This is a genomic window from Paenibacillus sp. Y5S-9 (assembly GCF_036894235.1).
Taxonomy (GTDB): domain Bacteria; phylum Bacillota; class Bacilli; order Paenibacillales; family Paenibacillaceae; genus Paenibacillus.
In genome coordinates, this window is record NZ_CP145887.1 from 799,318 (window position 1) to 824,579 (window position 25,262).

Below are 25,262 nucleotides of genomic sequence, written 5' to 3' on the forward strand. Positions count from 1 at the left end.
TCTAGCCCTTTATTTGGTCGCAAGCCTCCGCAAGGATTGTAAGGGAGTTCTGCAATGCACGCTGGGTTTCCGAATCAATGATGACGCCTTGTTTGTTCATTTTCAATGTAATATGAGGAATAGTTAAGCAGCCCTCTTGTAAGACTTGTGCATTAATCATGTTTAGTGTAAGCAATAAGGAAGCATGGGCTTTGTCACCTCCCATGGGGCTTGGGGAAGCAGCAATGACAATGGTGGGTTTATTGAGCCATTCTCCAGAAGATACAATCCAATCTAGTGCGTTTTTTAAGACCCCAGGAACGCCATTACCATACTCTGGCGTGCAGATAAGGACACCGTCCGAATGCTTAAGTTGGGCTCTCAAGTTCTGTACGGACACTGGGCCCTCCGCGACATCGATGTCAGGGTTAAAATGCGGTAGATCATTTAATCCATCATAGATTTGAAACTTAAGGTTAGGCGTAGCCAGCTTAATCATGGCGTGCATTAGTAACGTATTGGAGGACTGATTGCGGAGACTTCCGGAAATGGCAAGGATATTTAATTCTTTTTTCATGAGCGTAGATCATCTCTATTCTTTAATAATGTAGGGCAATCTGTTTATTTTCCTCCTGATGGAATGAGCTGTCTATAGAAAACGCATTTAATTAAGGCATTCTTCATGTTAGTCAGCCGATATCCACAATTCTTCATCAAAAATGCATGCCATCGTTTGTATTACTCTGGGTAATAGAATGAAGAGATCACTTTAAAATAAACAACTAACGAAAGAATCATAATAAATATTTTATAAAATTAGTACCAAGTACTAAGACTTAGTGCTATAATAATAAAAAACAAGTGAGGTGACTACCGGTATGAATCATCAATCAAAGGCAACCATCACGGCAATGGGAACGTATGTACCGGATCGAATATTAACGAATGCTGATCTGGAGAAATTGGTCGAGACAAGTGACGAATGGATTGTACAGCGTACTGGTATGAGAGAACGGCGAATTGCAGCTGAAGATCAATTTGTATCTGACCTGGCTACGAAGGCTGTAGAAGATATGATACGTCGTTATGATGTAAGTGTAGAAGATGTGGATATGATCCTTGTGGCTACAAGTACACCTGAATATGCTTTCCCAAGTACGGCATCCAGAGTACAGGCTAACCTTAAGATCCCACACACGGGCGTACTGGATTTAAATGCTGCATGCGCAGGTTTTACCTACGGGCTACAGCTTGCTGACAGTCTGGTGACCAGTGGAATGTACCGCAAAGTACTGGTTATTGGAGCAGAGACGTTATCCAAAATTACGGATTACACAGACCGCACGACTTGTGTACTGTTTGGTGATGGAGCGGGGGCCTTCTTGGTCGAGAGATCATCGGGTGCTGAAGGTGACTTTATGGCAGCCATATCAGGTACACATGGAGAAGGTGGTGTACATCTTTATAAGAGTGGTCTGTCTTCGGAGATGAATGGTGTGCCTTTGCAGGGTGAGGGATGCCTTGTTCAGAATGGGCGAGAGATTTATAAGTGGGCTGTACGGACGATCCCAGAGCAATTAGGTAATCTTATAACGAAAGCTGGATTAAGACCTGAGCAGATTGACTGGTTTGTCCCGCATAGTGCCAATATGAGAATGATTGAGGCTGTTTGCGAGCGTGGTCCGATTCCTTTGGAACGTACTTTAACCAGTGTGGAGTATCGTGGGAACACCTCTGCTGCTTCCATTCCGCTTGCTTTACAGCTTGCAGTGGATGAAGGGAAATTGAAAGAAGGACAGAGCGTAGCTCTCTTTGGCTTTGGTGGTGGTCTGACGTACGCAGGTCTGGTACTGAAATGGGGCGTGCCGGACAAGAGTCAGGAATGAGTAACATACGACGGTATGCAACACAAAGATAAATAGAGAAAAAAAGAGACCACCCAAACTTCATGCAGTCATGAAGAGGGTGGTCTCTTTAGTGGGTTAACTCGTTTCAAAAAAAGTGGTATGATTGCATCTATTTTTTGTGTTAACCGGAATTGCTTAATCCCATAAACATTTTACGGCGTAAGCTTAGGCGCTTGGCGGTGATGAGTTCCTTGTTCGTAGCTGTAAGCCAGCTTGATCAAGGTACCTTCATCAAAGGCACGACCCAGGAACTCCATGCCTACAGGCAAACCATCAGTTGTGAAACCAGCAGGGACCGTGATCGCCGGGAAGCCGGAGAATGGACTCAGACGGTTGTTACCACCGGAGTTTTGTCCTTCGCCAATAACACCAGCAGCTTGTGTGGACGTAGGATAGATGATGGCATCCAGGTTATTGTCTGCCATAACTTTCAGCAGGGACTCACGTGTAACTTGGGTACGTTTCAGGACGATGTCCTTGTATTCGGTAGTCTCCAATGTTTGGCGTGCATCCCGAGTCTTCATGGATTGTTCTTGTGACTTATCAAACTCTCCGGAAGCGATGATCTCGGACAGACTGTGATATGGAGCATCTGCACCCAATGACTCCAGATAGTCATTCAGCTGGAACTTGAATTCATATCCACTAAGGCTTGGGTATTTGTTGATCTCAGCCAAGTTCGGGATAGAAATTGGAACTGCGGTAGCGCCAAGTGACTTCAGTTCTTCCACAGCTGTGTTGATTACGTCAGCAACGGCTTTTTCTTCAGCTTTGGTACTTGGGATGAGCTCCGTTGCCACACCGATGCGTGCACCTTTCAACCCGTTTACATCCAAGAAATCAGTGTAGCTGGAAGGGATTTTTCCAACCGCGTAAGCTGTAGCGACATCTTTTTTATCATAGCCGGCTGTAGCATCGAGCATGATTGCAGCGTCACTAACTGTACGGGCCATAGGTCCACCGACATCCTGTGTCAAAGCCAATGGGATAATGCCTTCACGGCTGGACAGTCCAATGGTTGGGCGGATACCCACAAGGCTGTTGAAGCTGGATGGGATTCGGATTGAGCCACCAGTGTCTGTACCCATGCCGGCTGCGGCAAAGTTAGACGCAATGGCAGCACCTGTTCCACCGCTTGAGCCACCTGGATAGTGGTCCAGGGCGTAAGGGTTCAGTGTTTGTCCACCCAATGAGCTGGATGTCGTGATGCCAAATGCGAATTCATGCAGGTTTGTTTTGCCCAAAATAATGGCCCCAGCTGCTTTGAGTTTCTTCACTTGTTCAGCATCGTGAGCAGGAATGGAATCTTTCAGACAGATACAGCCTGCGGTTGTCGGCATGTCATTGGTATCGAAATTGTCTTTCACCAGAATCGGAACGCCATGCAGAGGTCCACGAGCACCTTGAGCTGCACGTTCTTCATCCAATTGCTCCGCAATTTGGAGCGCATCCGGGTTCAGGGTTAATACAGCGTTGATGCTTACACCTTGATCATCGTATTTTTCAATGCGGTCCAGATATTTCTGAACCAACTCTTTTGATGTCAGTTTTCCTTGCGTCATTGCAGTCTGGAGATCCATAATGGTTGCTTCCTCCAGCACAAACGGTTTTATGTAGTTATAAATGCGGTCTTTCAATACAGATAGATCATTCTCGGTAAGTACAGCGTTTGGAAGGAAGAGGGATTCCGTATAACCTTTCATCAACCCCGCAGTGTTCAGTGCACCAACAGCACCTGCGAAAGTGGCTTCATCCGGGACATCCTTGAATGATTCGGTAGTCGATTCCAGCTTGAGCCATTGTTGCAAGGCGACCGCAGCATCTTTACGTTGTACGGTTGTGCCGGATAGCTTGTCCATGGTAAAAGGAACACCTGCAAGTGTTGCCGCTTCTTCCATGGCCTGAACAAATGCTGCCGGAGTAGCAGGCGCTTTTCCTTTGGATACAGCAGCTACTGTTGTTTTACTCGTAGGCGTTGCCGTTGCAGCTGATGCCGAAGGTAACGTTCTTCCCCATGTTGTGGCAACAACAGCACCTGCCAGTAACAAAGCCCCACTTTTTTTCAATACAGATCCATGATAAGTCATGCATCCACGCTCCCTTCCTGTGTCTCATTGATGTGTGTAGCAGCGATTCTGTTTCTATGCCTTTGACACATTGTATAGTCATGTCAGGTAATCTTACAAGGTTTATATTTATCCAAAAAAACGTATACATCAATACTTTACAGTGTTAATACTTATTCATGCTTCTGTTTACATGTACTCAGAAAAACTATTACATATTTTAATGTTAGGAAATATAACATATAATCGATATGTTGATTAAACATGAGGTTACAGGATACGAGTAGATTAGGAAGTAGAGATGACAGAGCATACCTTTAGTGTGAAATGATATAATGAAAAGATAGGAATAAAAGAGACATAACGTTCTACCAGAGAGGAAGAGATATGAAGTGAAGACATTGGTACTCGCAGAAAAACCATCTGTAGCACGCGAAATAGCCAGAGTTATGGGTGCGCGTGATAAACATAAAAGTTACATGGAAGGCCCGAAATATATCGTTACCTGGGCGCTTGGACATCTGGTTGGATTAGCTGAACCCGAGGATTACGATAAAAAGTATGCAACATGGAATCTGGAGGACCTGCCCATTCTGCCAGAGCGTACGAAACTGAAGGTACTTAAAGAGACCAACCATCAATATAAAGCCGTGCAGCAGTTGATGAAGCGTCAGGATGTGGGCGAGCTGGTTATTGCGACGGATGCAGCACGTGAGGGAGAATTGCTGGCCCGTTGGATCATGCAGATGGCGGGGTGGAAAAAACCTTTTAAACGTCTGTGGATTTCATCCCAGACAGATAAGGCGATCAAAGACGGATTTGCTTCGCTGAAGCCAGGCAGTCAGTTCGACCGTCTCTATGAATCTGCACGTTGCCGTGCGGAAGCCGACTGGATGATTGGACTTAACGTGACCCGTGCACTAACCGTTCGTTTTAATGCGCAGTTGTCTGCTGGACGGGTCCAAACGCCGACCTTGGGCATGATTATGGATAGAGAAGATGAAATTAATGGTTTCCGCTCGCAGGAGTATGAGACGATAACGGCAGATTTGGGTGGTTTTCAGGCTGTGTGGCGGGCAGCTGGAGGAGATTCACGAATTTTCGACCCTCAAGAAACGCAAGAATTGAAGAAACGGGTAGATGGGCGCAAGGGCACGATTGCTCAAGTGAAAAAAAGCGAGAAGGTAGAGCCTCATCCACTTGCATATGACCTGACGGAATTGCAACGGGATGCCAACCGGAAGTATGGTTTCTCTGCAAAGCAAACATCAAACGTCCTGCAGCGTCTGTATGAACAGCACAAGCTCGTAACGTACCCACGTACGGACAGCCGATACCTCACTTCGGACATGACAGCTACGTTGAAAGAACGGCTGGACAGTGTAGCCATTGGACCTTATGCGTCTCTGGCACGTCCTTTGCTGCGCAAAAATCTGAATATCACCAAACGTATTGTGGATGACAGTAAAGTTACCGATCACCATGCGATTATCCCCACGGAGCAGACGGTGCTTCTGAATCAACTGAATCCGGAGGAACGCAAATTGTACGATCTAATTGTACGTCGATTTATCAGCCTGTTTTATCCGGCAGCGAAGTACGATTCGGTTGCGATCACGGTTCAAGTGGGGAATGACTCCTTCCATGTCAAAGGAACAACAGTGAAAGAAAGTGGATGGCGTGAAGTATACGGCGGTGATTACAGCGATGATGACGATGACCGTGCTGATGATGCAACAGACCATGAGCGTGCGCTTTTGCCAGATGTGCAGCAAGGACAGTCCGTGACGGTTCAGCGTTGTCACATTAAAAGTGGACGGACGATGCCGCCCAAACGGTATACCGAAGCTGCTTTGCTTTCTCAGATGGAAAAGCATGGACTCGGGACTCCGGCTACGCGGGCGGATATTATCGAGAAGCTGGTCAGTTCCGATACAATAGATCGTCAAGGCAACAGCATGCACCCGACTGGCAAAGGAAAACAGTTGATTGAACTGGCTGCTCCGCAGCTTCGTACACCGGATCTGACTGCTCGCTGGGAAGCTGAACTGGAACGCATCGCTCGTGGGCAAGGGAAACCGGGGCCGTTTCTGGATAGTATCCGATCCATGGCGAAAGAGCTGGTGTCTACGGTAAAAGGCAGCAAAGCAGAGTACAAGCCGCATAATGTGTCCAATAGCCATTGCCCGGATTGTAACGCACGGTTGTTGGAGAAGAAAGGCAAGCGCGGCAAGTTTCTTGTATGTCCTACCGAGGACTGCGGGTATCGTCGTTCGGCAGAAAAAAGATTGTCCAATCGTCGTTGTGCGCAGTGCCACAAAAAGATGGAAATCAAAGAAGGCAAGGCGGGGTTATACGTACAATGTCTACCTTGTGGTATTACTGAAACGTTGGATAAGGATAAACAGCATGTGAACAAACGCGATCAGCAAAAGCTGGTGAAACAATATGCTAAGCAGGAGTCCATCGGTTCCAATCTGGGTGAACTGCTGAAGGCGGCTATGGAGAAAAAGGGAGAGTAACACGCTTGAGGGTAGTTGAGGTAGTATAAGATCCTCCGTTTTCAGGCAACGTAAGCCAAGGAGGTGATACCTATATGCCGCATAACAAACCAGAGAAGATCCATAACCAGCAAAACAAAGACAGTATTCGGGAAGAGAGTATCGCTGTGCGCCCGGACAAAGCAGCCAAAAGAGCACCAAGCCTGAACGGTATTCCAAAGCAGGAATCCTAAGTCAGAGCGAGGTTAGCGTTATTACACAAAATTGTGGTTCCCTACCCGGTGCGTTGAACATGTCTCTGATGAGGACTATAATGTAGACAGGGAGATGTCCCGGGACAGGGGGATCGCTAGAATTATATGCAAACCGGACTTATATTGTGGTTTTTATTTATTAATGTAGTTGGTTATCTGGTGATGTCGGACGATAAGAGGCGTGCGCAACAGCGTCGTGACCGTACACCCGAACGGACGTTATTCTTATTAGCATTTATAGGCGGTGCTTTGGGAGTCTGGATCGCGATGTATCGGAAAAGGCATAAAACCAAACATCCCAGCTTCACCATTGGTATTCCATTGTTGTTGTTCCTGAATGCGGTAATCTATGGTTACTTTATTCAATGAATACATGGAACACATGCGTAACCGTTCAAACTTTGGTTTCATATGTAAATTCATTCGTATAAATGGTTCATTGTGGCTGCGGAACGTTTAAGGAGTTATATGGTTCTGTTAGTTTATTACATGTCAGACCGAAGCTTGCTTCGCGTGCTCTACATATAAAGGAAGGGACGGGATTCACATGTTATTCTCCAAAATATTAGTGGCTTATGATGGTTCGAAAGCTTCAAATAAAGCACTTGATCGTGCGATTGAGCTAGCTAAAGTGTCCCCAAATGCAGTACTGGATGTCATTCATGCTTTTGATTTCCCGCGTGTATTCATCGGTGAGGGGTTGGCTCCACTGCCACCTTCACTTAATAATGACTACTACAATCTGGCGGTACAGACGACAGATGAAGCAAAAGAGCGAATTCAGGCTGCTGGTGTAACGGCCAATGTGGATCTGATTCAAGGAGCGGCTGCGGAAGTACTGCTTGATTTTGCCAAAGAAAATGATTCTGATATCATTATTATTGGTAGCCGCGGACTCGGTGGAATTCGGGAATTTGTCCTGGGTAGTGTCAGTCACAATGTGGTACAGCATGCTCAGGTTCCAGTACTGATCGTAAAATAATGGATGAAGTGTGTACGCACTGAAGAGCAGGAAGCCGGTTGTCTTCGAGAGATTGAAGAGGAGCCGGCTTTCTTTTATGGGATGAAATGGATGGCTAACCGAATTTAATGAAGCAATTCCCGAACATTATATTTGTCAATATGTTAAATGTTCGTCTTTAAGTTGACATTAGCTGTAGGGGATTGTTAGAATGTTAGATGTGTCGATCAGGTAAGAATAAGGTCGAGTAGGAACGAAATATGTAATAAGAGATTACCAAAATGAACGAAGATAGTTTGATAGATATTTGCTCGTATAACGCCGGGAATAGGGCCCGGAAGTATCTACCCGGGAACCGTAAATTTCCGGACTACGAGGAGATACGGCTGAGAGTCGCATGCAACCAGATGCGGACAGCAAGCCCCCTTTTGGCATGCCCAAATGAGGGATACGTATTTCTTGGAGTCCGGTGTCCGGAGAAAATGTGATGTTTTCGCGGGTAGCGGATTTTTTTATTTCACAATGTAATAAGAGTTCCTTAATAGTCAGATGTAATCAAAAAAGCGCAGACGGGAGTTGGATGTATTCATGTCACTGCAAGTCGCTGTAATTATGGGCAGCAAGTCGGATTGGGAAACGATGAAACATGCGTGCGAGGTGCTGGACGAGCTGGAGATTGGGTATGAGAAAAAGGTGGTCTCCGCCCATCGTACACCGGATTTGATGTTTGAATACGCAGAGCAAGCAATTGATCGAGGATTCAAGGTGATCATTGCAGGGGCAGGCGGGGCAGCACATCTACCCGGTATGGTTGCCGCCAAAACGATGCTTCCAGTCATTGGCGTACCGGTTCAATCCAAAGCATTGAACGGTCTCGATTCCTTGTTGTCCATTGTTCAGATGCCTGGTGGTATTCCCGTCGCAACTGTGGCGATTGGCAAGGCAGGGGCAACCAATGCAGGATTGCTGGCAGCTCAAATGATCGGTGCTTTTGACCCCGATGTCCAACGTCGCTCTGAAGCTCGCCGAGAGCGCATCAAACAAGAAGTACTCGAAAGCAGTGAAGAACTATGAGTAGTACAGGGAACCAATCCGGTATAACAGGAGAGCTGAAAAATGTCCTGCTGCCAGGGAAAACAACCATCGGCATTCTAGGGGGCGGACAGCTCGGACGGATGATGACGCTCGCAGGAACGGCAATGGGGTATCGATTCGTTACTCTTGATCCGGCTGCGGATGCACCTTGTGGTCAAGTTGCTCGTCAGATTGAAGCTGGTTATGACGATGCCAAAGCTGCACTTGAACTGGCTCGGCAATGCGATGTCATTACGTATGAATTCGAAAATGTGGATGCAGAAGTCGCTGGGCTGCTCGAGCGTGAGTCTTACGTTCCGCAAGGAAGTGCGTTACTGTACACCACACAACATCGGTTGCGTGAAAAACGAGCAATTGAAGCTGCTGGAGTAAGAGTTGCGCCTTATCGTGAGATCACAAGTGCGGATACGATGCTTGCTGCTGTAAGCGAACTTGGAATGCCATGTGTACTGAAGACGGTGACTGGAGGTTACGATGGCAAAGGCCAGCGTGTAATTCGGGAAGCGAGTGAGGCGGTTGCTGCATATGAAGAGCTTGCAGCTACAGGTGCGGAACTGGTGCTGGAACAATTCATCAAGTTTGAATGCGAGATATCGGTCGTTGTAGCGCGCAGTACAAATGGGGAGATCAAAACGTTCCCGCCAGCGGAGAACAGTCATGTAAATAACATTTTGCATGCTTCAATTGTACCGGCTAGAGTTGCCGCAGACATCCAGATTGAAGCGCAAAAGCTGGCAGCAGCGGTGGCAGAATCAATGAAGGCTGTCGGGTTGCTGGCTGTGGAACTGTTTGTAGCGGCGGATGGAAGACTGTACGTCAACGAACTGGCACCAAGACCGCATAATTCTGGTCACTATACGATGGAAGCTTGTGCGACTTCCCAGTTCGAACAACATATTCGTGCGATCTGCGGATTACCACTTGGGGACACTTCGTTATTGAGTCCGGTTGTTATGGTCAATGTGCTTGGAGAACATCTGGAAGGTATTATCGCCAGAACAGGGCAACCTGATGCAGAAGCGATAGAACTCGGTGTGATTCCCAAGCTTCACATATATGGTAAAACCGAAGCGAAAACAGGACGTAAGATGGGGCATGTGAATCTGCTTTGTCAGGATGTTGAAGAAGGATTGCAATGGATTGAACAAACTAATCTCTGGAGGAATACAAATTCATGATTGAACGTTATAGCAGACCCGAAATGAGAGCCATCTGGACCGAAGAGAACAAATTCCAATCGTGGCTGGAAGTTGAAATTTGTGCATGTGAGGCGTGGGCTGAACTGGGTGTTATCCCTAAGGAAGAAGCAGCATTGCTTCGTCAGAACGCATCTTTTGACATCGACCGCATCTATGAGATTGAAAAGGAAACACGTCATGACGTTATCGCATTTACACGTACGGTATCTGAAAGCCTGGGTGCAGAGCGGAAATGGGTGCACTACGGTCTGACTTCCACAGATGTCGTGGATACGGCTCTGGGTTATGTACTGCGTCAAGCGAATGAGATTCTGGAAAAAGATATCATTAATTTCATTGAAATTCTGCGTGAAAAAGCACTGGCTTATCAGCACACACCAATGATGGGACGTACGCACGGGGTGCATGCAGAGCCAACAACATTTGGACTGAAAATGGCGTTGTGGCATGAAGAGATGAAACGGAACCTGGAGCGTTTCCGTCATGCAGCAGACAATGTACAATACGGCAAAATCTCAGGCGCAGTTGGAACGTACGCGAACATCGATCCGTTTGTTGAAGAGTTTGTCTGCGAGAAGCTGGGCACGAAACCTGCGCCAATCTCGACTCAAACATTGCAACGTGACCGTCACGCGGAGTATATGGCTACATTGGCGTTGATCGCAACGTCCCTGGACAAGTTTGCTACAGAGGTACGTGCGCTGCAGAAGAGTGAGTTCCGTGAAGTGGAAGAAGCTTTTGCTAAAGGTCAAAAAGGATCGTCCGCGATGCCGCACAAGCGTAATCCAATCGGTAGCGAAAACATCTCCGGCCTGTCCCGCGTCATTCGCGGACATATGGTATCGGCATACGAGAACGTAACACTCTGGCATGAGCGCGACATCTCGCATTCTTCCGTAGAACGTATCATTCTGCCGGATGCAACGATGCTGCTGAACTACATGTTGAACCGTTTTGGTAACATCGTGAAGAACCTGACGGTATTCCCTGAGAACATGAAACGCAACATGGAGCGCACCTACGGGGTACCATTCTCCGGTCGCATTATGACAAAGCTGATCGACAAAGGTTTCAGCCGCGAGCAAGCGTACGATACCGTTCAACCACGTGCGATGCAAGCATGGGAAGAACAACGTCAGTTCCAGGATATCGTGAAATCCACACCGGAAATCACGGAAGTGCTGAACGAAGAAGAAATCGCAGATGCGTTCAACCCGTCATGGCACCTGAAGCACGTTGACACCATCTTCAAAAAGCTCGGCTTGAACGACTAATATATAACTCCCATAGGCTATAGCGCAGAATGATGGTTCAGCACTTGAACGCAGAGGACAGAAATAAGCTGAAGAAGCGAAGCTAAAAACATTCTGAAAGAAAGCTACTTCGGAAGCATACGCTGCGCCTTTATCAAATTTAGAACAAGTTTTACTCCCTAAAAGTATAGGTTGATTATGTGTTCACGCTGGAATGGAGAAGGCAGAAAAAACCTGAAGAAGCAAAGCGCTCGCCTTTATCACAGGATTTTCCCCTTTAGAAAGGGGATCAGAAAAATCCGGGGATAACAGCGATCGGAAGGTTCTTCTGCATTCGGAGTGGCCCTGCGTGATGAGGGGAATTGGACGTATACTTTACATCTCCTGAAAGAAGGTGAGCCCATGGCACTGTCCACTGCGGCAGATCTCGTTAAAGCACCTCTGTTATATAAAGGAAAAGTACGTGAATTGTACGATCTGGGTGAACATTTTCTGATCGTGGTTACGGACCGTATCTCGGCATTTGATTATGTGCTGGACCCGGCAGTTCCCGAGAAAGGAAACGTACTGAACAAACTCAGCAGCTTCTGGTTTGAACTGACAGGTAGCATGATGGACAATCACGTGGTTCATACCGATGTGAATCAACTGGGTGACCTGATCACAGACCCTGAATTGCTCAAAGACCGCATCATGGTAACCCGCAAAGCAGAACGCATTGATATTGAATGTGTCGTGCGTGGATACATCACTGGTGGTGGATGGAGACAATATGAGACAAACGGTGAAGTGAATGGGATTAAATTGCCTGATGGACTTCGCAAAAACGCCAAGCTCGAAGTTCCCATTTTCACCCCGGCAGCCAAAAACGATGTTGGTCATGATGAAGACATTCCAATGGATCGCATGAAAGAACTGGTAGGAGACGCACTTGCAGTGGAGCTTCAAGAAAAAAGCTTACGCCTGTACGAATTCGCCCGTGATTACTGTGACCAGCGTGGCATCATTCTAGCAGATTGCAAATTCGAGTTCGGCATCGTGGATGGCAAGGTCATCCTGATTGACGAAATCTTCACCCCAGATGCTTCACGCTTCTGGGCCAAAGAGAATTACGAACTCGACATCGAGATCGACAGCATGGATAAAGAGCCAGTGCGCACCTATCTCGCCGGAACCGACTGGGACAAGAACAGTAAACCTGATCCACTCCCACAAGAGGTAGTTGAAGCAACAACCGCAAGATACGTCGATATTTATAACCGTTTAACGAAATAATAAAGTTTAACGTTTGAGCGGGCTACGGGAAAGTTTGGCTTTCGATCGCTGTTGCCCCCGGAATGTTTTGATTGGAATCCTTTTTTCAAAAGGAAACATTCCGGTTGCAAAGGCGAACGCTTACGCTTCTCTAGCTCAAATCTTTCCCTCCGCCAGTGTTCAAACTGGTGGGTGAGGCAATTAAAGACAAAGACTTCTCTTCACATACAGGAAGTCTACAAATATAAAAATAATAAGGTTACTAAAGTAACTTAAAGACCATTCATTGTTTTCACGTAATGGTCAGTCTCGACCATTACACACCGTGCAACGTAAAAGGTTTAGGCCTTTAAAAAAACGTCGCATGGACTAGCGGAGGGGCGGAATTGTTCTTAAAGGAGCGAAGCGTTCGCCTTTGTCCCCGGGTTTTGACCGCAGAGCGGGCCAAAACAATCAAAAAACCTGGGGACAACAAGCGACCGGAAAGAACAATCCGCCCCGGAGCAAGCACCAAAAGTAACTTTTTTTAACAGCATAAAGCATTTATCCCGTTCATTACTGAGGAGGAACATAAGGATCATGATCAAAGCAACCGTATATGTCACTATTAAGCAAAGCGTACTCGACCCGCAAGGCGTAGCTGTTCAAGGAGCCCTGCATTCAATGGGATTTAACGAAGTGGAAAGTGTACGGATCGGTAAAGTCATGGAACTGAACCTGGATACAACAGATCGTGCGGAAGCGGAGAAACGATTGAAAGTCATGTGTGAAAAGCTGCTGGCCAACACCGTTGTTGAAGATTACCGCTACGAATTGGAGGGTTAATCTCATGAAATTTGCAGTTCTTGTGTTCCCTGGCTCCAACTGCGACATCGACTGTTACAAGGCAGTGGAAGATGCGATTGGACAAGAGGTTGATTATGTATGGCACACGGCTACAGATCTATCGGCTTATGATTGTATTTTAGTTCCGGGTGGTTTCTCTTATGGTGACTACCTGCGGTGCGGTGCGATTTCCCGTTTTGCACCGGTAATGAATGAGGTAGCGAAAGCTGCTGAACAAGGTAAATATATTTTGGGTATTTGCAACGGATTCCAGATCCTGACTGAAGCAGGATTGCTTCCAGGTGCATTGATCCGTAACACTTCCCTGAAATTCCGTTGTCACGATACGGTATTGAAAGTAGCGAACGCAGATACACCATTTACACGTGACTATGCACCGGGCGAAGAGATTATCATCCCGATTGCTCATGGTGAAGGCAACTATTATTGCGACGAGGAGACGCTGGCGAGTCTGCAAGCGAACAACCAGATCGTATTTACGTATGGCAACAACCCGAACGGTTCCCTGGGTGATATCGCGGGAGTCTGTAACGAGGGTAGAAACGTGGTCGGCATGATGCCACATCCAGAGCGTGCAGTGGACTCACTGCTAGGTTCGGAAGACGGCAAACGTATGTTTACATCTATTTTGAAAGCATGGAGGGATCGGCATGACGCAGCAGCTATCCGCTAAGGAACCAACAGCAGAACAGGTCGCAGAACATAAACTTTACGCACAAATGGGCGTATCTGACAGCGAGTACGAGCTGATCTGTGAGTTCATGGGACGCAAGCCAAACTACACGGAGATTGGTGTGTTCAGTGTAATGTGGTCCGAGCACTGTGCTTATAAAAACTCCAAGCCATTGCTGCGCCGTTTCCCAACCACTGGACCACGTGTCCTGATGGGACCTGGTGAAGGTGCCGGTATCGTGGATATCGGTGATAACCAGGCTGTTGTATTCAAAATTGAAAGCCATAACCATCCTTCCGCGGTTGAGCCTTATCAAGGTGCGGCAACAGGTGTGGGCGGCATTATCCGTGATATTTTCTCCATGGGAGCAAGACCAGTAGCAATACTGAACTCCCTTCGTTTTGGTAAGTTGGAGAGTGATCGCGTTAAATATCTGTTCGAGCATGTCGTATCGGGTATTGCCGGATATGGTAACTGTATCGGGATTCCTACCGTTGGTGGCGAAGTGATGTTTGATGAGAGCTATGAAGGCAATCCGCTGGTTAACGCCATGTGTGTGGGTCTGATTGATCATGACAAGATTCAGCGCGGCGTAGCTAAAGGTGTAGGTAACCCTGTGTATTATGTTGGGCCGCCAACAGGCCGTGATGGTATTCATGGAGCAACCTTTGCATCGGTTGAATTGACGGAAGAATCCGAGTCCCAACGGACAGCCGTTCAGGTTGGTGATCCATTTATGGAGAAACTGGTAATGGAATCCTGTCTGGAATTGATCGACACGGGCATCGTGCTCGGAATTCAGGATATGGGTGCTGCTGGTCTGACATGTTCGAGTGCAGAGATGGCAAGTAAAGCGGGTAACGGTCTGGAATTGTATCTGGATCAGGTACCACAGCGTGAAGAAGGCATGACGCCTTACGAGATGATGTTGTCCGAGTCCCAGGAACGGATGTTGTTCGTAGTTGAGCCGAAGGATGAGGCGCAGGCGATGGAAATCTTTGAACGTTGGGGCGTAATCTGTGCGAAAGTCGGTAAGGTAACGGATGACGGACGTCTGAAATTGATCCATCACGGCGAAGTGGTCGGAGATATGCCAGTAACGGCACTGGTTGACGAATGTCCAGTCTATGACAAACCTTCTTCTGTACCTGCATACTACGAGCAAAGTGCTTCTATCGACACGCTTCGTTACGACGAAGTGTCGGATCTCGGCGGAGCATTGAAACAAGTGCTGGCTTCACCAACAGTAGCAAGTAAAAAATGGGTGTACGATCAATACGACTATATGGTGCGTACAAGCACTGCCGTTCGTCCGGGTTCGGATGCAGCTGTAGTTACGATTCGTGGCACACGCAAAGGTCTCGCGATGACAACGGACTGTAATGGACGTTATGTGTACCTTGATCCTGAAGTTGGTGGACGGATTGCCGTAAGTGAAGCAGCGCGTAACATTGTATGTTCCGGTGCTGAGCCGCTGGCGATTACGGACAACCTGAACTTTGGTAACCCGGAGAAGCCGGATATTTTCTGGCAAATGGAGAAAGCGGTAGACGGTATGGCAGAAGCTTGCCGTGTGCTGGATACGCCAGTCATCGGTGGTAACGTAAGTCTGTATAACGAAAACGCCAAAGGCTCCATCTATCCAACGCCAGTTGTCGGTATGGTAGGTCTCGTTCATGATACGGATCATATCACGACACAAGCATTCAAATCCGAAGGTGATATTATCATCCTCCTCGGTGAAACAAAAGCTGAACTGGGTGGCAGCGAGCTGCAATATGCGGTTCATGGTCAGACGGAAGGTCGTCCGCCAGAACTGAATTTGCAAACGGAAAAAGCGTTGCTCAGCACGGTGCTGGAAGCAATTCAATCCGGTCTCGTTCGCTCGGCACATGACTTGTCTGAAGGCGGCTTGGCTGTTGCACTCGCAGAGTCTTGTATCAGCGGTAACGTAGGAGCACAGGTGAATGTGGAGACTGCATTGCGTGCAGATCACGCCCTATTCAGTGAGAGCCAATCCCGTATCTTGTTGTCGGCTACGCCTGAGCAAGCGGGTAAACTTGAAGCTTTTGTACGTGAGCGCGGTGTACCTGTAGCTGTGATTGGCCGTGTAGAAGGAAGTAACCTGACGATTGAATTGAACGGAACATCAGCCGTGAGCGAACCTGTAGGAGGTTTGGCTCAGGTCTGGGAGGATGCGATTCCATGTCTCATGAACTGACGACAGGACCGTTGTGGACAGGCGATTATTATAATGAAGGGTCCGGCAAGGAAGGACTCGACAAATTGAAGGAAGAATGCGGCGTGTTCGGGGTGTTCAGACACCCTGACGCGGCTTCGCTCTCCTATTATGGACTGCATGCGCTGCAACATCGGGGCGAAGAAAGTGCAGGCATGTGTGTGAGTGATGGCAGCCAGTTTAACTATCATCGCGGCATGGGTCTGGTGAAAGAAGTGTTCACCAAAGACCTGATGCAGACGTTAACCGGGGATATTTCCATTGGACATGTCCGGTATTCAACAAGTGGTGACAGTAAACTGACGAACGCTCAGCCATTGGTATTTAAATACCGTGATGGCGATTTGGCAGTAGCAACCAACGGAAACATTGTGAATGCACCAACGATCCGGCGTGAGCTGGAGCAGAGCGGTTCCATTTTCCAAACAACAAGTGATACCGAGGTCATTGCGCATCTGATTGCACGATCCTCCAAAGGGCTTGTGGAAGCGGCAAAAGAGGCATTCCAGCGCATTGTTGGCGGTTATGCATTTCTGATCATGACCAATGATAAGCTGCTCGTGGCTTCCGATCCGCACGGACTTCGTCCGCTCACGATGGGTAAGCTCGGGGATGCGTATCTGTTTGCATCCGAGACGTGTGCACTGGAAACAATCGGTGCAGAGTTAATTCGGGATATTGAACCGGGTGAGCTGCTCGTGCTTGATGCAGATGGTCTGCACGAAGATCGCTTTGATCATCACAAACACCGCAAGGCATTATGTGCGATGGAATATATTTATTTTGCTCGTCCGGATAGTGATATGAATGGTGCGAATCAGCATGCTGCCCGTAAACGGATGGGAAGCCGGATGGCGATTGAGTCGTTTGTGGATGCGGACTTGGTTACGGGGGTACCAGATTCCAGCATCTCGGCGGCGATTGGATACGCTGAACAGACAGGCATTCCGTATGAGATGGGTATGATCAAAAATAAATACACCGGACGTACGTTTATCCAGCCAAGCCAGGAATTGCGGGAGCAGGGCGTGAAGATGAAGCTGAGCGCTGTGCGTCGCGTTGTGGAAGGAAAACGTGTGGTTATGATTGACGACTCCATTGTACGGGGAACAACCTCCCGTCGGATCGTGAACATGCTGCGTGATGCAGGAGCAACGGAAGTACATGTACGGATTACATCACCACCTTTCAAAAACCCGTGTTTTTACGGTATTGATACGCCTGACAGCCGTGAATTAATTGCTTCTCAGTTGTCGGTTGAAGAAATTTGCCGTGAAATTAATGCAGATTCCCTGGAGTTCCTCAGTCCCGATGGACTGATTGCATCGATACAGGGAAATAATCAGGATGATCCTAAAGGCGGACTATGTCTCGCATGTTTTGATCATGATTACCCAACCCGCCTCGACTTTGGCGGCGAAGAAAAATTCGGCTGCAGCTGTTAGCCTTATAGCCCCGCTTTGTTGAGCAACAGGGGCCAGGCAGCCAGGCGAAGCAGCTGCCCCCGGACGCAGCCCGCGCCCTCAAGCCCCGCTTTTCGGAGCAACAGGGGCTAGGCAGCCAAGCAAAGCAGCTGCCCCCGGGCCTAGCCCGCGCCCTCAAGCCCCGCTTTGCGGAGCAACAGGGGCTAGGCAGCCAAGCAAAGCAGCTGCCCCCGGGCCTAGCCCGCGCCCTTAAGCCCCGCCTTGCGGAGCAACAGGGGCTAGGCAGCCAGGCGAAGCAGCTGCCCCCGGGCCTAGCCCGCGCCCTTAAGCCCCGCTTTGCGGAGCAATAGGGGCCAGGCAGCCGAGCGAAGCAGCTGCCCAGCGGGCTTGCCCCGCAGCGTAGCTGAGCGGGGTTCGCCGACCGATGGCTTGCAGCCAACGGAATCGGTGAACAACCCCGCGAGATCACGTACGAATCAACCATAGCAAGATCACACCAGCCACCTCTGCACCGCTTTTTTGGCGGGTGTCCAGAGGGCCTGCCAAGGTCCTATGGGGTCCTCCCGGGCGGGAGGATTTAGGTGGGGCGAAAAAAAAGGAGATGATTCCACTTGTCTGAAGCATATAAAAAGGCCGGCGTCGATATCGCGGCAGGTAATGAAGCGGTTGAACGGATGAAAAAACACGTGAAGCGTACCTTCCGTCCGGAAGTGATGACAGATCTGGGTGGATTCGGTGCCCTGTTCGGTTTGAACAAAGATAAATACGATGAGCCTGTGCTTGTATCCGGTACGGATGGTGTAGGCACCAAGCTGAAAATTGCATTTGCCATGGACCGTCACGATACCATTGGAATCGACGCGGTAGCGATGTGTGTGAACGACATTGTGGTACAGGGTGCAGAACCACTCTTCTTCCTTGACTATCTGGCATGTGACAAAGTCATTCCTGAGAAGATCGAAGCTATTGTTGCGGGTATCGCTGAAGGCTGTCATCAATCTGGTTGTGCGCTGATCGGTGGCGAGACGGCGGAGATGCCGGGCATGTACAGTGAAGGCGAATACGATATTGCTGGATTCACGGTGGGTATCGTGGACAAAGCAAAGATCATCAACGGTACAACCATCGCCCCTGGTGACACAGTAATTGGATTGGCCTCCAGCGGTGTACACAGTAACGGATTCTCGCTGGTACGCAGACTTTTGTTGGTAGATGCGGGACTTGATCTGCATGATGAAGTCGCGGAACTGGGCGGTAAGCTGGGTGATTCCCTGCTGGAACCTACGAAGATCTACGTTAAACCTCTGTTGTCATTGCTGGAAAAGGTAAAAGTAAAAGGCATGGCACACATTACAGGTGGTGGCTTCATCGAGAATATCCCACGTATGTTGCCAAACAACGTGAATGTGGATATTGACTACGGCTCTTGGCCGATCCTGCCGATCTTCAACCTGTTACAGGAAAAGGGTGCTGTCTCGAACCGTGACATGTTCACCACATTTAACATGGGTGTTGGGCTTGTACTGGTGGTTAATGAAGCAGATGCAACGGAAGCGCTGGAACAACTGAAAGCATCTGGTGAAGAAGCGTACATCATTGGACGTGTTACTGAGGGAGATGCGCGAGTAACCTTCACGGGAGCGGATGTTTAATGGCGAACTACCGCATAGCTGTATTTGCCTCGGGTGAAGGGACTAACTTTCAGTCATTGGTCGATGCAGTACGGAACGGTGGGCTGAATGCATCCGTAGATCTGCTCGTGTGTGATAAACCGGCTGCACGCGTTGTGCAGCGGGCACAGGACGCAGGCGTGGACTGTCATCTGTTTACTCCAAAAAATTATGCTTCCCGTGAAGCCTATGAGGCAGAGATCGTGGAAGTGCTTGAATCCAAAAAAATCGACTTGGTTGTTCTTGCGGGATATATGAGATTGTTGACTTCGGTTGTGGTGGATCGTTACGCAGGGCGGTTGATTAATATTCATCCGTCCTTGCTACCGGCATTTGCAGGCAAGGATGCGATTGGACAGGCTCTCGAATATGGCGTGAAAGTTACAGGCGTGACGGTGCACTTTGTGGACGGTGGCATGGATACAGGGCCGATTATTGCCCAGCATCCCGTTCCCATTTTGCCAGAGGATACACCTGAGTCAATCAGCCGTTCCATCCATGCAGCCGAACAGCAACTTTACCCTGAAGTGGTATCCTGGTTCGCTCAAGGTCTGGTTCAATTAGACGGACGTCACGTTACTGTTAACAAACCGGTTTGATATAAGTTGAAATTTTTTTGCACATTAACGGAGAGGACAGAAAAAACCTGAAAAAGCAAAGCGGTCGCCTTTATCACCGGATTTTCCCTTTAAGAAAAGGGAATCAAAAAATCTGGGGATAACAGCGATTAGAAGGTTGTTCTGTCATCGGAGTGTCCCGTGTAAACATCTTAGTTCCACTTATATAACAGAAGTCGAATATTGGTACGCATTTTGTGATATTTCTCGGGAAATAAATCGGCTGTGTTTCGTCAGGAAACGCGAAGCCATGGGACATTAAAGGAGGAGCATATTGTGAGTATCAAAAGAGCGCTGGTCAGCGTATGGGATAAAACAGGCATCGTGGACTTTTGCCGCGAGCTGTCGCAAATGGGTGTGGAGATTATTTCGACAGGAGGTACAAGCAGCCTATTGTCGAAGGAAGGCGTACCTGTCATCGGAATTTCGGATGTGACCGGGTTCCCGGAAATCATGGACGGACGTGTTAAAACATTGCATCCAGCAGTTCATGGTGGGTTGCTGGCTGTTCGTGACAGCGAAGAGCATAAGCGCCAGATGGAAGAGAACGGATTGGGTTATATTGACCTCGTTGTCGTAAACCTCTACCCCTTCCAAGATACTATCGCCAAACCGGATGTGACGTACGAAGACGCAATCGAGAACATCGATATCGGTGGTCCAACCATGCTTCGCTCTGCTGCCAAAAACCATGCCTTTGTCAGTGTTGTTGTTGACACAGCGGATTACGGCAAGGTGCTTGAAGAAGTTCGCAGTAATGGAGATACCACACTCGAAACACGCAAACGGCTTGCGGCAAAAGTGTTCCGCCATACAGCGGCTTACGATGCAGTTATTTCTGACTATCTCTCCAACCTGAACGGTGATCCACTACCAGAGCGTCTGACGGTTACTTACGAAAAACTCCAGGATTTGCGTTACGGCGAAAATCCACACCAGCAGGCGGCATTCTACCGCAAACCGCTGGCTGCTCAAGATACGTTGACAACAGCCGAGCAATTGCATGGCAAAGAGTTGTCTTACAATAACATCAACGATGCGAACGCAGCATTGCAGATTGTCAAAGAATTTGAAGAACCGGCGGTTGTTGCGGTTAAACATATGAACCCATGCGGCGTAGGTATTGGTGCAAGTATCTATGAAGCTTACAGCAAGGCATATGCTGCAGATCCAACGTCTATCTTTGGTGGCATTGTGGCAGCAAACCGCATTATCGATAGTGATACAGCAGGCAAATTGAGCGAGATTTTCCTGGAAATTATACTTGCTCCTGACTTTACACAAGAAGCTCTCGATATCCTGACGAAGAAGAAAAACATTCGTTTGCTGAAAACGGGTGAATTGAATGCTGCTCGTAAACGGGAGAGCCAATTCGTGGTAACGTCTATCGACGGTGGTATGATCGTACAACAGTCCGATGTACACTCCATCGAAGCGAGCGAGCTGAACGTGGTAACGGATCGTGCGCCTTCGGAAGAAGAACTGAAACAGCTGTTGTTTGGCTGGAAAGTAGTTAAACATGTGAAATCCAACGCGATTGTACTTGCAGCGAATGATATGACGGTGGGTGTGGGCGCTGGACAAATGAATCGTGTGGGTGCAGCCAAAATTGCGATTGAGCAAGCTGGCGAGCAAGCAAAAGGTGCTATTCTGGCATCCGATGCGTTCTTCCCAATGGGTGATACGCTGGAACTGGCAGCAAAAGCCGGAATTACAGCGGTAATTCAACCTGGTGGTTCGATCAAAGACGAAGAATCCATCAAAGTAGCCAATGAATACGGAATTGCCATGGTCTTCACAGGCGTTCGTCACTTCAAACACTAGAACGAAAAAGGTTTAATAAGGGGTGTCGCCAGTCATACTTATGACTTATGGTACACCCCCTCTTTTTTAGGTTTTTCAACACGCGATAGCGTAACAAATCCAGTTATGCACGGAGGGGGAACAGAACGAATGGATATTCTGGTAGTAGGCGGCGGTGGCCGGGAGCATGCAATCATTTGGGCTCTGGCGAAGAGTCCAAAGGTAGACAAGATTCACTGTGCACCGGGAAATGCAGGTATTGCTCAGCTCGCTGAGTGTCATGCCATTGCGGTAAATGAATTCGATAAACTAACGGCTCTTGCTGTAGAGCTTAAAGTGGGATTGGTGGTTATTGGTCCGGATGATCCGCTTGCAGATGGGATCGTGGATGCATTTGATTCGACAGGTATCCCGGTATTCGGACCCCGTCGTAATGCAGCAGAGATCGAAGGAAGTAAAACGTTCATGAAGGACCTGCTGCACAAATACAACATTCCAACCGCAGCCTATGAAAAATTCGACAACTACGAACAGGCTCAAGCATACCTGAATGAGCAAGCAATCCCGGTTGTCATCAAGGCAGATGGACTGGCAGCGGGCAAAGGTGTGACGGTAGCTTATTCGCGTGAAGAGGCTGATCAGGCACTTCGTAGCATCATGGTGGACAAAGTATTTGGTGAAGCGGGAGCCAAAGTGATCATCGAGGAATTCCTCGCAGGGCAGGAAATGTCCATTCTGGCTTTTGTCGATGGTGAGACGGTTCGTCCGATGGCCGCAGCGCAAGATCACAAACCTGTATTCGACAATGATCAGGGGCCAAACACAGGCGGTATGGGTACATATTCACCATTGCCACATATCCCTGCTTCTATTATTGAGGAAGCCGTGGAGACGATCATTAAACCAACGGCTAAAGCGATGGTGTCCGAGGGACGTCCATTCCAGGGTGTATTGTTTGCCGGACTGATGATTTCACCAGATGGTAAACCCAAAACGATTGAGTTCAACGCACGGTTTGGTGATCCCGAAACACAGGTCGTACTGCCACGCCTGAAGAGTGACTTGTTTGATATCTTCTGGGCAACCGTTCATGGCAAGCTGGCAGATATTGAGATTGAATGGAGCGATGAAGCCGCAGTATGTGTGGTACTTGCTTCAGGAGGTTATCCGGGTCCTTATGCCAAAGGCGTAGTCATTGAAGGTCTGGATCAAGTAGATAATGCCGTGGTATTCCACGCAGGTACTGCGCGTAGTGAAGCAGGAGACTGGGTCACGAATGGTGGACGAATCCTGGGCGTAGTTGGCCTTGGTGCGGATATTGCCGAAGCTAGAAACAAAGCCTATGAACAGGCGGAGCTTATCCATTTTGATGGCAAACATCAGCGGACGGATATAGCTGCCAAAGCACTGGTATAGAGTGAATACAAGAGCCCGTATAGATGTGTACCGGAAAGGTATTTGCATCTTGCGGGCTCTTTGCTGCGTATATAGATGTATCTTGTGCAAACGGCCAAACTTGTCCATAAGTGAAAGACATGGGAAAGATGCGAAACGGGATTAAATCAGGAAGATCAGGCATGTTTAATGCCCTAAAGTAAGGGGTAGTATTTTTATAAATTGGACTATACTAAACATGTGAACAATATCACATTATGAGGTAATATCAATCATATTATATAAAGTCTGTAACATACATAGAGACTAATTTGTGAACATTATACTGTAAGCTTGTGGCAAACCATAACGTGCAACTGGATGGTTGAGCGGGAAACATGGTATACTTTTCGGAAACAGGAATGAGTACGAGGGGAGGTGGATATCTATTGGGTAGGCGATATTGTAAATTGTCCAAATGGCGAATCTAGGTGGAGTTAAGCGAGGAACAATTGACAGCATGAGGGGTAACCCGATTTGAATGAAGAAGTTTCTGCATGTCATTGACTTCATCTTGAATTCCTGTTTTGGTTTTACAAGGTCAAACACGTACGACATATACAAATATGATCATTATTCGATTTCATATAAGGCATACGCCATGATGAACGACAAACAGCAGATGAATGGTTAACGTAGTTAACGGATCACGCTGTAACTATCTCTGGAGGTGAATCCCTGAGAACCGGGGAAATCATTGGACATAATTACCATATTGAATATCGCTTTACTTATTATCTTGATTGCATTGACTGCATTTTTCGTAGCATCGGAGTTCGCTGTAGTCAAAATTCGTACATCAAGAGTGGATCAACTGGTTGCGGAAGGCAATAAAAAGGCTGTACTCGCCAAAAAAGTTGTCTCGGACCTGGATTATTATCTATCAGCCTGTCAGCTCGGTATTACGGTCACTGCTCTAGGACTGGGAGCGCTCGGCAAACCGACGGTTGAGAGATTGTTATACCCGGTATTCAATTATTTAGACGTACCTGCTTCGATCTCATCAATTGCTTCCTATGCGATTGCCTTTATCCTCGTCACGTTTTTGCATGTGGTTGTTGGTGAGATGGCACCGAAAACGCTGGCGATTCAATTTTCAGAAAAACTGACATTAATGCTTGCCCCATCACTATACTGGTTTGGTAAAATCATGTATCCGTTCATCTGGGCGCTTAATGGAACCTCTCGTGTTCTTCTGCGAGGATTCGGTGTGAAGCCTGCCAAACATGATCAAGCCTACTCGGAGGACGAGATCAAGATCATCATGAACCAGAGTTATGAAGGTGACGAGAACAACAAGACCAAGCTTTCATATCTGGAAAATGTATTTGTGTTCGACGAACGTGATGCCAAAGACATCATGGTGCCACGTACGGAACTGGTGACATTAGATCAGGAAATGACCTATGACGATATTATTCCTATACTGGATGAACATAACTATTCACGTTACCCTGTCATCGAGGATGGGGACAAGGACCGCATTATTGGCGTTGTGAATGTGAAAAAGATTTTGCCCGACATGGTTGCCGCAAGATCGTATCAACTGAGCGAATTCGTTCGTGAGATCCCATTCGTTTCCGAAGTTACACGTATCCAGGATGCGATGATTAAAATGCAGCAGGAACGTGTACACATGGCCGTGGTCGTGGATGAATACGGTGGTACTTCGGGAATCATTACGATGGAGGATATTCTGGAGGAGCTGGTCGGTGAGATTCGTGATGAATTCGATGCCGATGAGGTGGCTGATATTCAGGAGACCGGAGAGAATCAATATCTCATTAATGGTCGGGTACTTTTGGATGAAGTGGAGCGACAGTTCGGGCTTAGCTTTGAAGGTAATGAAGAGATGGACACCGTTGCCGGATGGATTCAGTACCAGAAGGGTGTAGGTGTGGAAAAAGGCGACACGGTAGAACACGGCGATTATGTCTGGACCGTTGTTGATACCGAAAATTATCACATCAAACAAGTTCTTCTGGAGCGGGTAAACGGCGCGCAGGTTGAGGAAGCTACAAGCGATCTGGCGTAATCTTGCCCGAAAATCTTTTAAAAATTTTAAATGTTTTTGCGATAACGGAGAG

20 protein-coding genes and 1 riboswitch are annotated in these 25,262 nt (G+C 47.9%); of the genes, 18 read left to right on the top strand and 2 right to left on the bottom strand.

The genetic code is table 11. The features are described from left to right. Window position 1: 1 nt before the first annotated feature. Window positions 2–556, bottom strand: a complete 555-nt coding sequence (locus V6669_RS03660; protein WP_338590790.1) for an NAD(P)H-dependent oxidoreductase — start codon at window positions 554–556, stop codon at window positions 2–4. Window positions 557–857: 301 nt separating this feature from the next. On the opposite strand from V6669_RS03660, the gene V6669_RS03665 reads away from it, so the two are divergent. Further along, window positions 858–1,865: a ketoacyl-ACP synthase III gene (locus V6669_RS03665; protein WP_338590792.1), complete on the top strand. Its 1,008-nt coding sequence runs from the start codon at window positions 858–860 to the stop codon at window positions 1,863–1,865. 173 nt (window positions 1,866–2,038) lie between these two features. On the opposite strand, the gene V6669_RS03670 is transcribed toward V6669_RS03665, so the two are convergent. Continuing rightward, window positions 2,039–3,973: an amidase family protein gene (locus V6669_RS03670; protein ID WP_338590794.1), complete on the bottom strand. Its 1,935-nt coding sequence runs from the start codon at window positions 3,971–3,973 to the stop codon at window positions 2,039–2,041. A 371-nt stretch (window positions 3,974–4,344) separates the two neighbouring features. Between V6669_RS03670 and V6669_RS03675 the strand changes: the two genes are divergently transcribed. The 17 genes from V6669_RS03675 (at window position 4,345) to V6669_RS03755 (ending at window position 25,210) form a co-directional block, all read left to right on the top strand. Then, complete coding sequence (locus V6669_RS03675; RefSeq protein ID WP_338590796.1) at window positions 4,345–6,474, top strand: DNA topoisomerase III; 2,130 nt, start codon at window positions 4,345–4,347, stop codon at window positions 6,472–6,474. A gap of 74 nt (window positions 6,475–6,548) precedes the next feature. Continuing rightward, window positions 6,549–6,686, top strand: a complete 138-nt coding sequence (locus V6669_RS03680) for a hypothetical protein (protein WP_017690703.1) — start codon at window positions 6,549–6,551, stop codon at window positions 6,684–6,686. A 126-nt stretch (window positions 6,687–6,812) separates the two neighbouring features. Next, window positions 6,813–7,076: a DUF1294 domain-containing protein gene (locus tag V6669_RS03685; RefSeq protein WP_017690702.1), complete on the top strand. Its 264-nt coding sequence runs from the start codon at window positions 6,813–6,815 to the stop codon at window positions 7,074–7,076. 178 nt (window positions 7,077–7,254) lie between these two features. Next, window positions 7,255–7,689 (top strand): universal stress protein, encoded by a 435-nt coding sequence (locus V6669_RS03690; protein WP_047840488.1) that lies wholly within the window; start codon window positions 7,255–7,257, stop codon window positions 7,687–7,689. 270 nt (window positions 7,690–7,959) lie between these two features. Then, a riboswitch (purine riboswitch) is annotated at window positions 7,960–8,061 on the top strand. Window positions 8,062–8,256: 195 nt separating this feature from the next. Then, complete coding sequence (gene purE / locus V6669_RS03695; protein WP_017690699.1) at window positions 8,257–8,742, top strand: 5-(carboxyamino)imidazole ribonucleotide mutase; 486 nt, start codon at window positions 8,257–8,259, stop codon at window positions 8,740–8,742. Further along, entirely contained in the window at window positions 8,739–9,941 is a 1,203-nt protein-coding gene (purK, locus tag V6669_RS03700; protein ID WP_338590801.1) for a 5-(carboxyamino)imidazole ribonucleotide synthase, read from the top strand. The genes purE and purK overlap by 4 nt, the downstream gene beginning before the upstream one ends. Next, entirely contained in the window at window positions 9,938–11,236 is a 1,299-nt protein-coding gene (gene purB / locus V6669_RS03705) for an adenylosuccinate lyase (RefSeq protein WP_338590803.1), read from the top strand. Before purK ends, purB begins: the two co-directional genes overlap by 4 nt. A 381-nt stretch (window positions 11,237–11,617) precedes the next feature. Then, a complete protein-coding gene (locus tag V6669_RS03710; RefSeq protein ID WP_338590805.1) occupies window positions 11,618–12,490 on the top strand; it encodes a phosphoribosylaminoimidazolesuccinocarboxamide synthase in 873 nt (290 codons plus the stop codon). A 558-nt stretch (window positions 12,491–13,048) separates the two neighbouring features. Further along, the gene (gene purS / locus V6669_RS03715) at window positions 13,049–13,294 is read left to right on the top strand and encodes a phosphoribosylformylglycinamidine synthase subunit PurS (RefSeq protein ID WP_017690695.1); all 246 of its coding nucleotides are present in this window, start codon (window positions 13,049–13,051) and stop codon (window positions 13,292–13,294) included. A gap of 4 nt (window positions 13,295–13,298) precedes the next feature. Next, entirely contained in the window at window positions 13,299–13,988 is a 690-nt protein-coding gene (purQ, locus tag V6669_RS03720; protein WP_338590807.1) for a phosphoribosylformylglycinamidine synthase subunit PurQ, read from the top strand. Next, complete coding sequence (gene purL, locus V6669_RS03725) at window positions 13,966–16,209, top strand: phosphoribosylformylglycinamidine synthase subunit PurL (protein ID WP_338590809.1); 2,244 nt, start codon at window positions 13,966–13,968, stop codon at window positions 16,207–16,209. Before purQ ends, purL begins: the two co-directional genes overlap by 23 nt. Further along, window positions 16,194–17,672: an amidophosphoribosyltransferase gene (gene purF, locus V6669_RS03730; protein WP_338590811.1), complete on the top strand. Its 1,479-nt coding sequence runs from the start codon at window positions 16,194–16,196 to the stop codon at window positions 17,670–17,672. Before purL ends, purF begins: the two co-directional genes overlap by 16 nt. 590 nt (window positions 17,673–18,262) lie before the next feature. Next, window positions 18,263–19,303 carry a phosphoribosylformylglycinamidine cyclo-ligase gene (gene purM / locus V6669_RS03735; protein ID WP_338590813.1) on the top strand — a complete coding sequence of 347 codons (1,041 nt, stop codon included), beginning with the start codon at window positions 18,263–18,265 and terminating at the stop codon, window positions 19,301–19,303. Beyond that, the gene (gene purN / locus V6669_RS03740) at window positions 19,303–19,920 is read left to right on the top strand and encodes a phosphoribosylglycinamide formyltransferase (RefSeq protein WP_338590815.1); all 618 of its coding nucleotides are present in this window, start codon (window positions 19,303–19,305) and stop codon (window positions 19,918–19,920) included. The genes purM and purN overlap by 1 nt, the downstream gene beginning before the upstream one ends. A 294-nt stretch (window positions 19,921–20,214) precedes the next feature. Then, window positions 20,215–21,762: a bifunctional phosphoribosylaminoimidazolecarboxamide formyltransferase/IMP cyclohydrolase gene (gene purH / locus V6669_RS03745; RefSeq protein WP_133387391.1), complete on the top strand. Its 1,548-nt coding sequence runs from the start codon at window positions 20,215–20,217 to the stop codon at window positions 21,760–21,762. Between the two features lie 129 nt (window positions 21,763–21,891). Further along, complete coding sequence (gene purD, locus V6669_RS03750) at window positions 21,892–23,157, top strand: phosphoribosylamine--glycine ligase (RefSeq protein WP_338590818.1); 1,266 nt, start codon at window positions 21,892–21,894, stop codon at window positions 23,155–23,157. Between the two features lie 715 nt (window positions 23,158–23,872). Continuing rightward, window positions 23,873–25,210: a hemolysin family protein gene (locus tag V6669_RS03755; protein ID WP_338590820.1), complete on the top strand. Its 1,338-nt coding sequence runs from the start codon at window positions 23,873–23,875 to the stop codon at window positions 25,208–25,210. The last annotated feature ends 52 nt before the right edge of the window (window positions 25,211–25,262 follow it).

Coding starts and splice junctions, on each gene's coding strand:
- V6669_RS03660 (WP_338590790.1), bottom strand. CDS start 556: ATGAAAAAAGAATTAAATATCCTTGCCATTTCCGGAAGTCTCCGCAAT.
- V6669_RS03665 (WP_338590792.1), top strand. CDS start 858: ATGAATCATCAATCAAAGGCAACCATCACGGCAATGGGAACGTATGTA.
- V6669_RS03670 (WP_338590794.1), bottom strand. CDS start 3,973: ATGACTTATCATGGATCTGTATTGAAAAAAAGTGGGGCTTTGTTACTG.
- V6669_RS03680 (WP_017690703.1), top strand. CDS start 6,549: ATGCCGCATAACAAACCAGAGAAGATCCATAACCAGCAAAACAAAGAC.
- V6669_RS03685 (WP_017690702.1), top strand. CDS start 6,813: ATGCAAACCGGACTTATATTGTGGTTTTTATTTATTAATGTAGTTGGT.
- V6669_RS03690 (WP_047840488.1), top strand. CDS start 7,255: ATGTTATTCTCCAAAATATTAGTGGCTTATGATGGTTCGAAAGCTTCA.
- purE (WP_017690699.1), top strand. CDS start 8,257: ATGTCACTGCAAGTCGCTGTAATTATGGGCAGCAAGTCGGATTGGGAA.
- purK (WP_338590801.1), top strand. CDS start 8,739: ATGAGTAGTACAGGGAACCAATCCGGTATAACAGGAGAGCTGAAAAAT.
- purB (WP_338590803.1), top strand. CDS start 9,938: ATGATTGAACGTTATAGCAGACCCGAAATGAGAGCCATCTGGACCGAA.
- V6669_RS03710 (WP_338590805.1), top strand. CDS start 11,618: ATGGCACTGTCCACTGCGGCAGATCTCGTTAAAGCACCTCTGTTATAT.
- purS (WP_017690695.1), top strand. CDS start 13,049: ATGATCAAAGCAACCGTATATGTCACTATTAAGCAAAGCGTACTCGAC.
- purQ (WP_338590807.1), top strand. CDS start 13,299: ATGAAATTTGCAGTTCTTGTGTTCCCTGGCTCCAACTGCGACATCGAC.
- purL (WP_338590809.1), top strand. CDS start 13,966: ATGACGCAGCAGCTATCCGCTAAGGAACCAACAGCAGAACAGGTCGCA.
- purF (WP_338590811.1), top strand. CDS start 16,194: ATGTCTCATGAACTGACGACAGGACCGTTGTGGACAGGCGATTATTAT.
- purN (WP_338590815.1), top strand. CDS start 19,303: ATGGCGAACTACCGCATAGCTGTATTTGCCTCGGGTGAAGGGACTAAC.
- purD (WP_338590818.1), top strand. CDS start 21,892: ATGGATATTCTGGTAGTAGGCGGCGGTGGCCGGGAGCATGCAATCATT.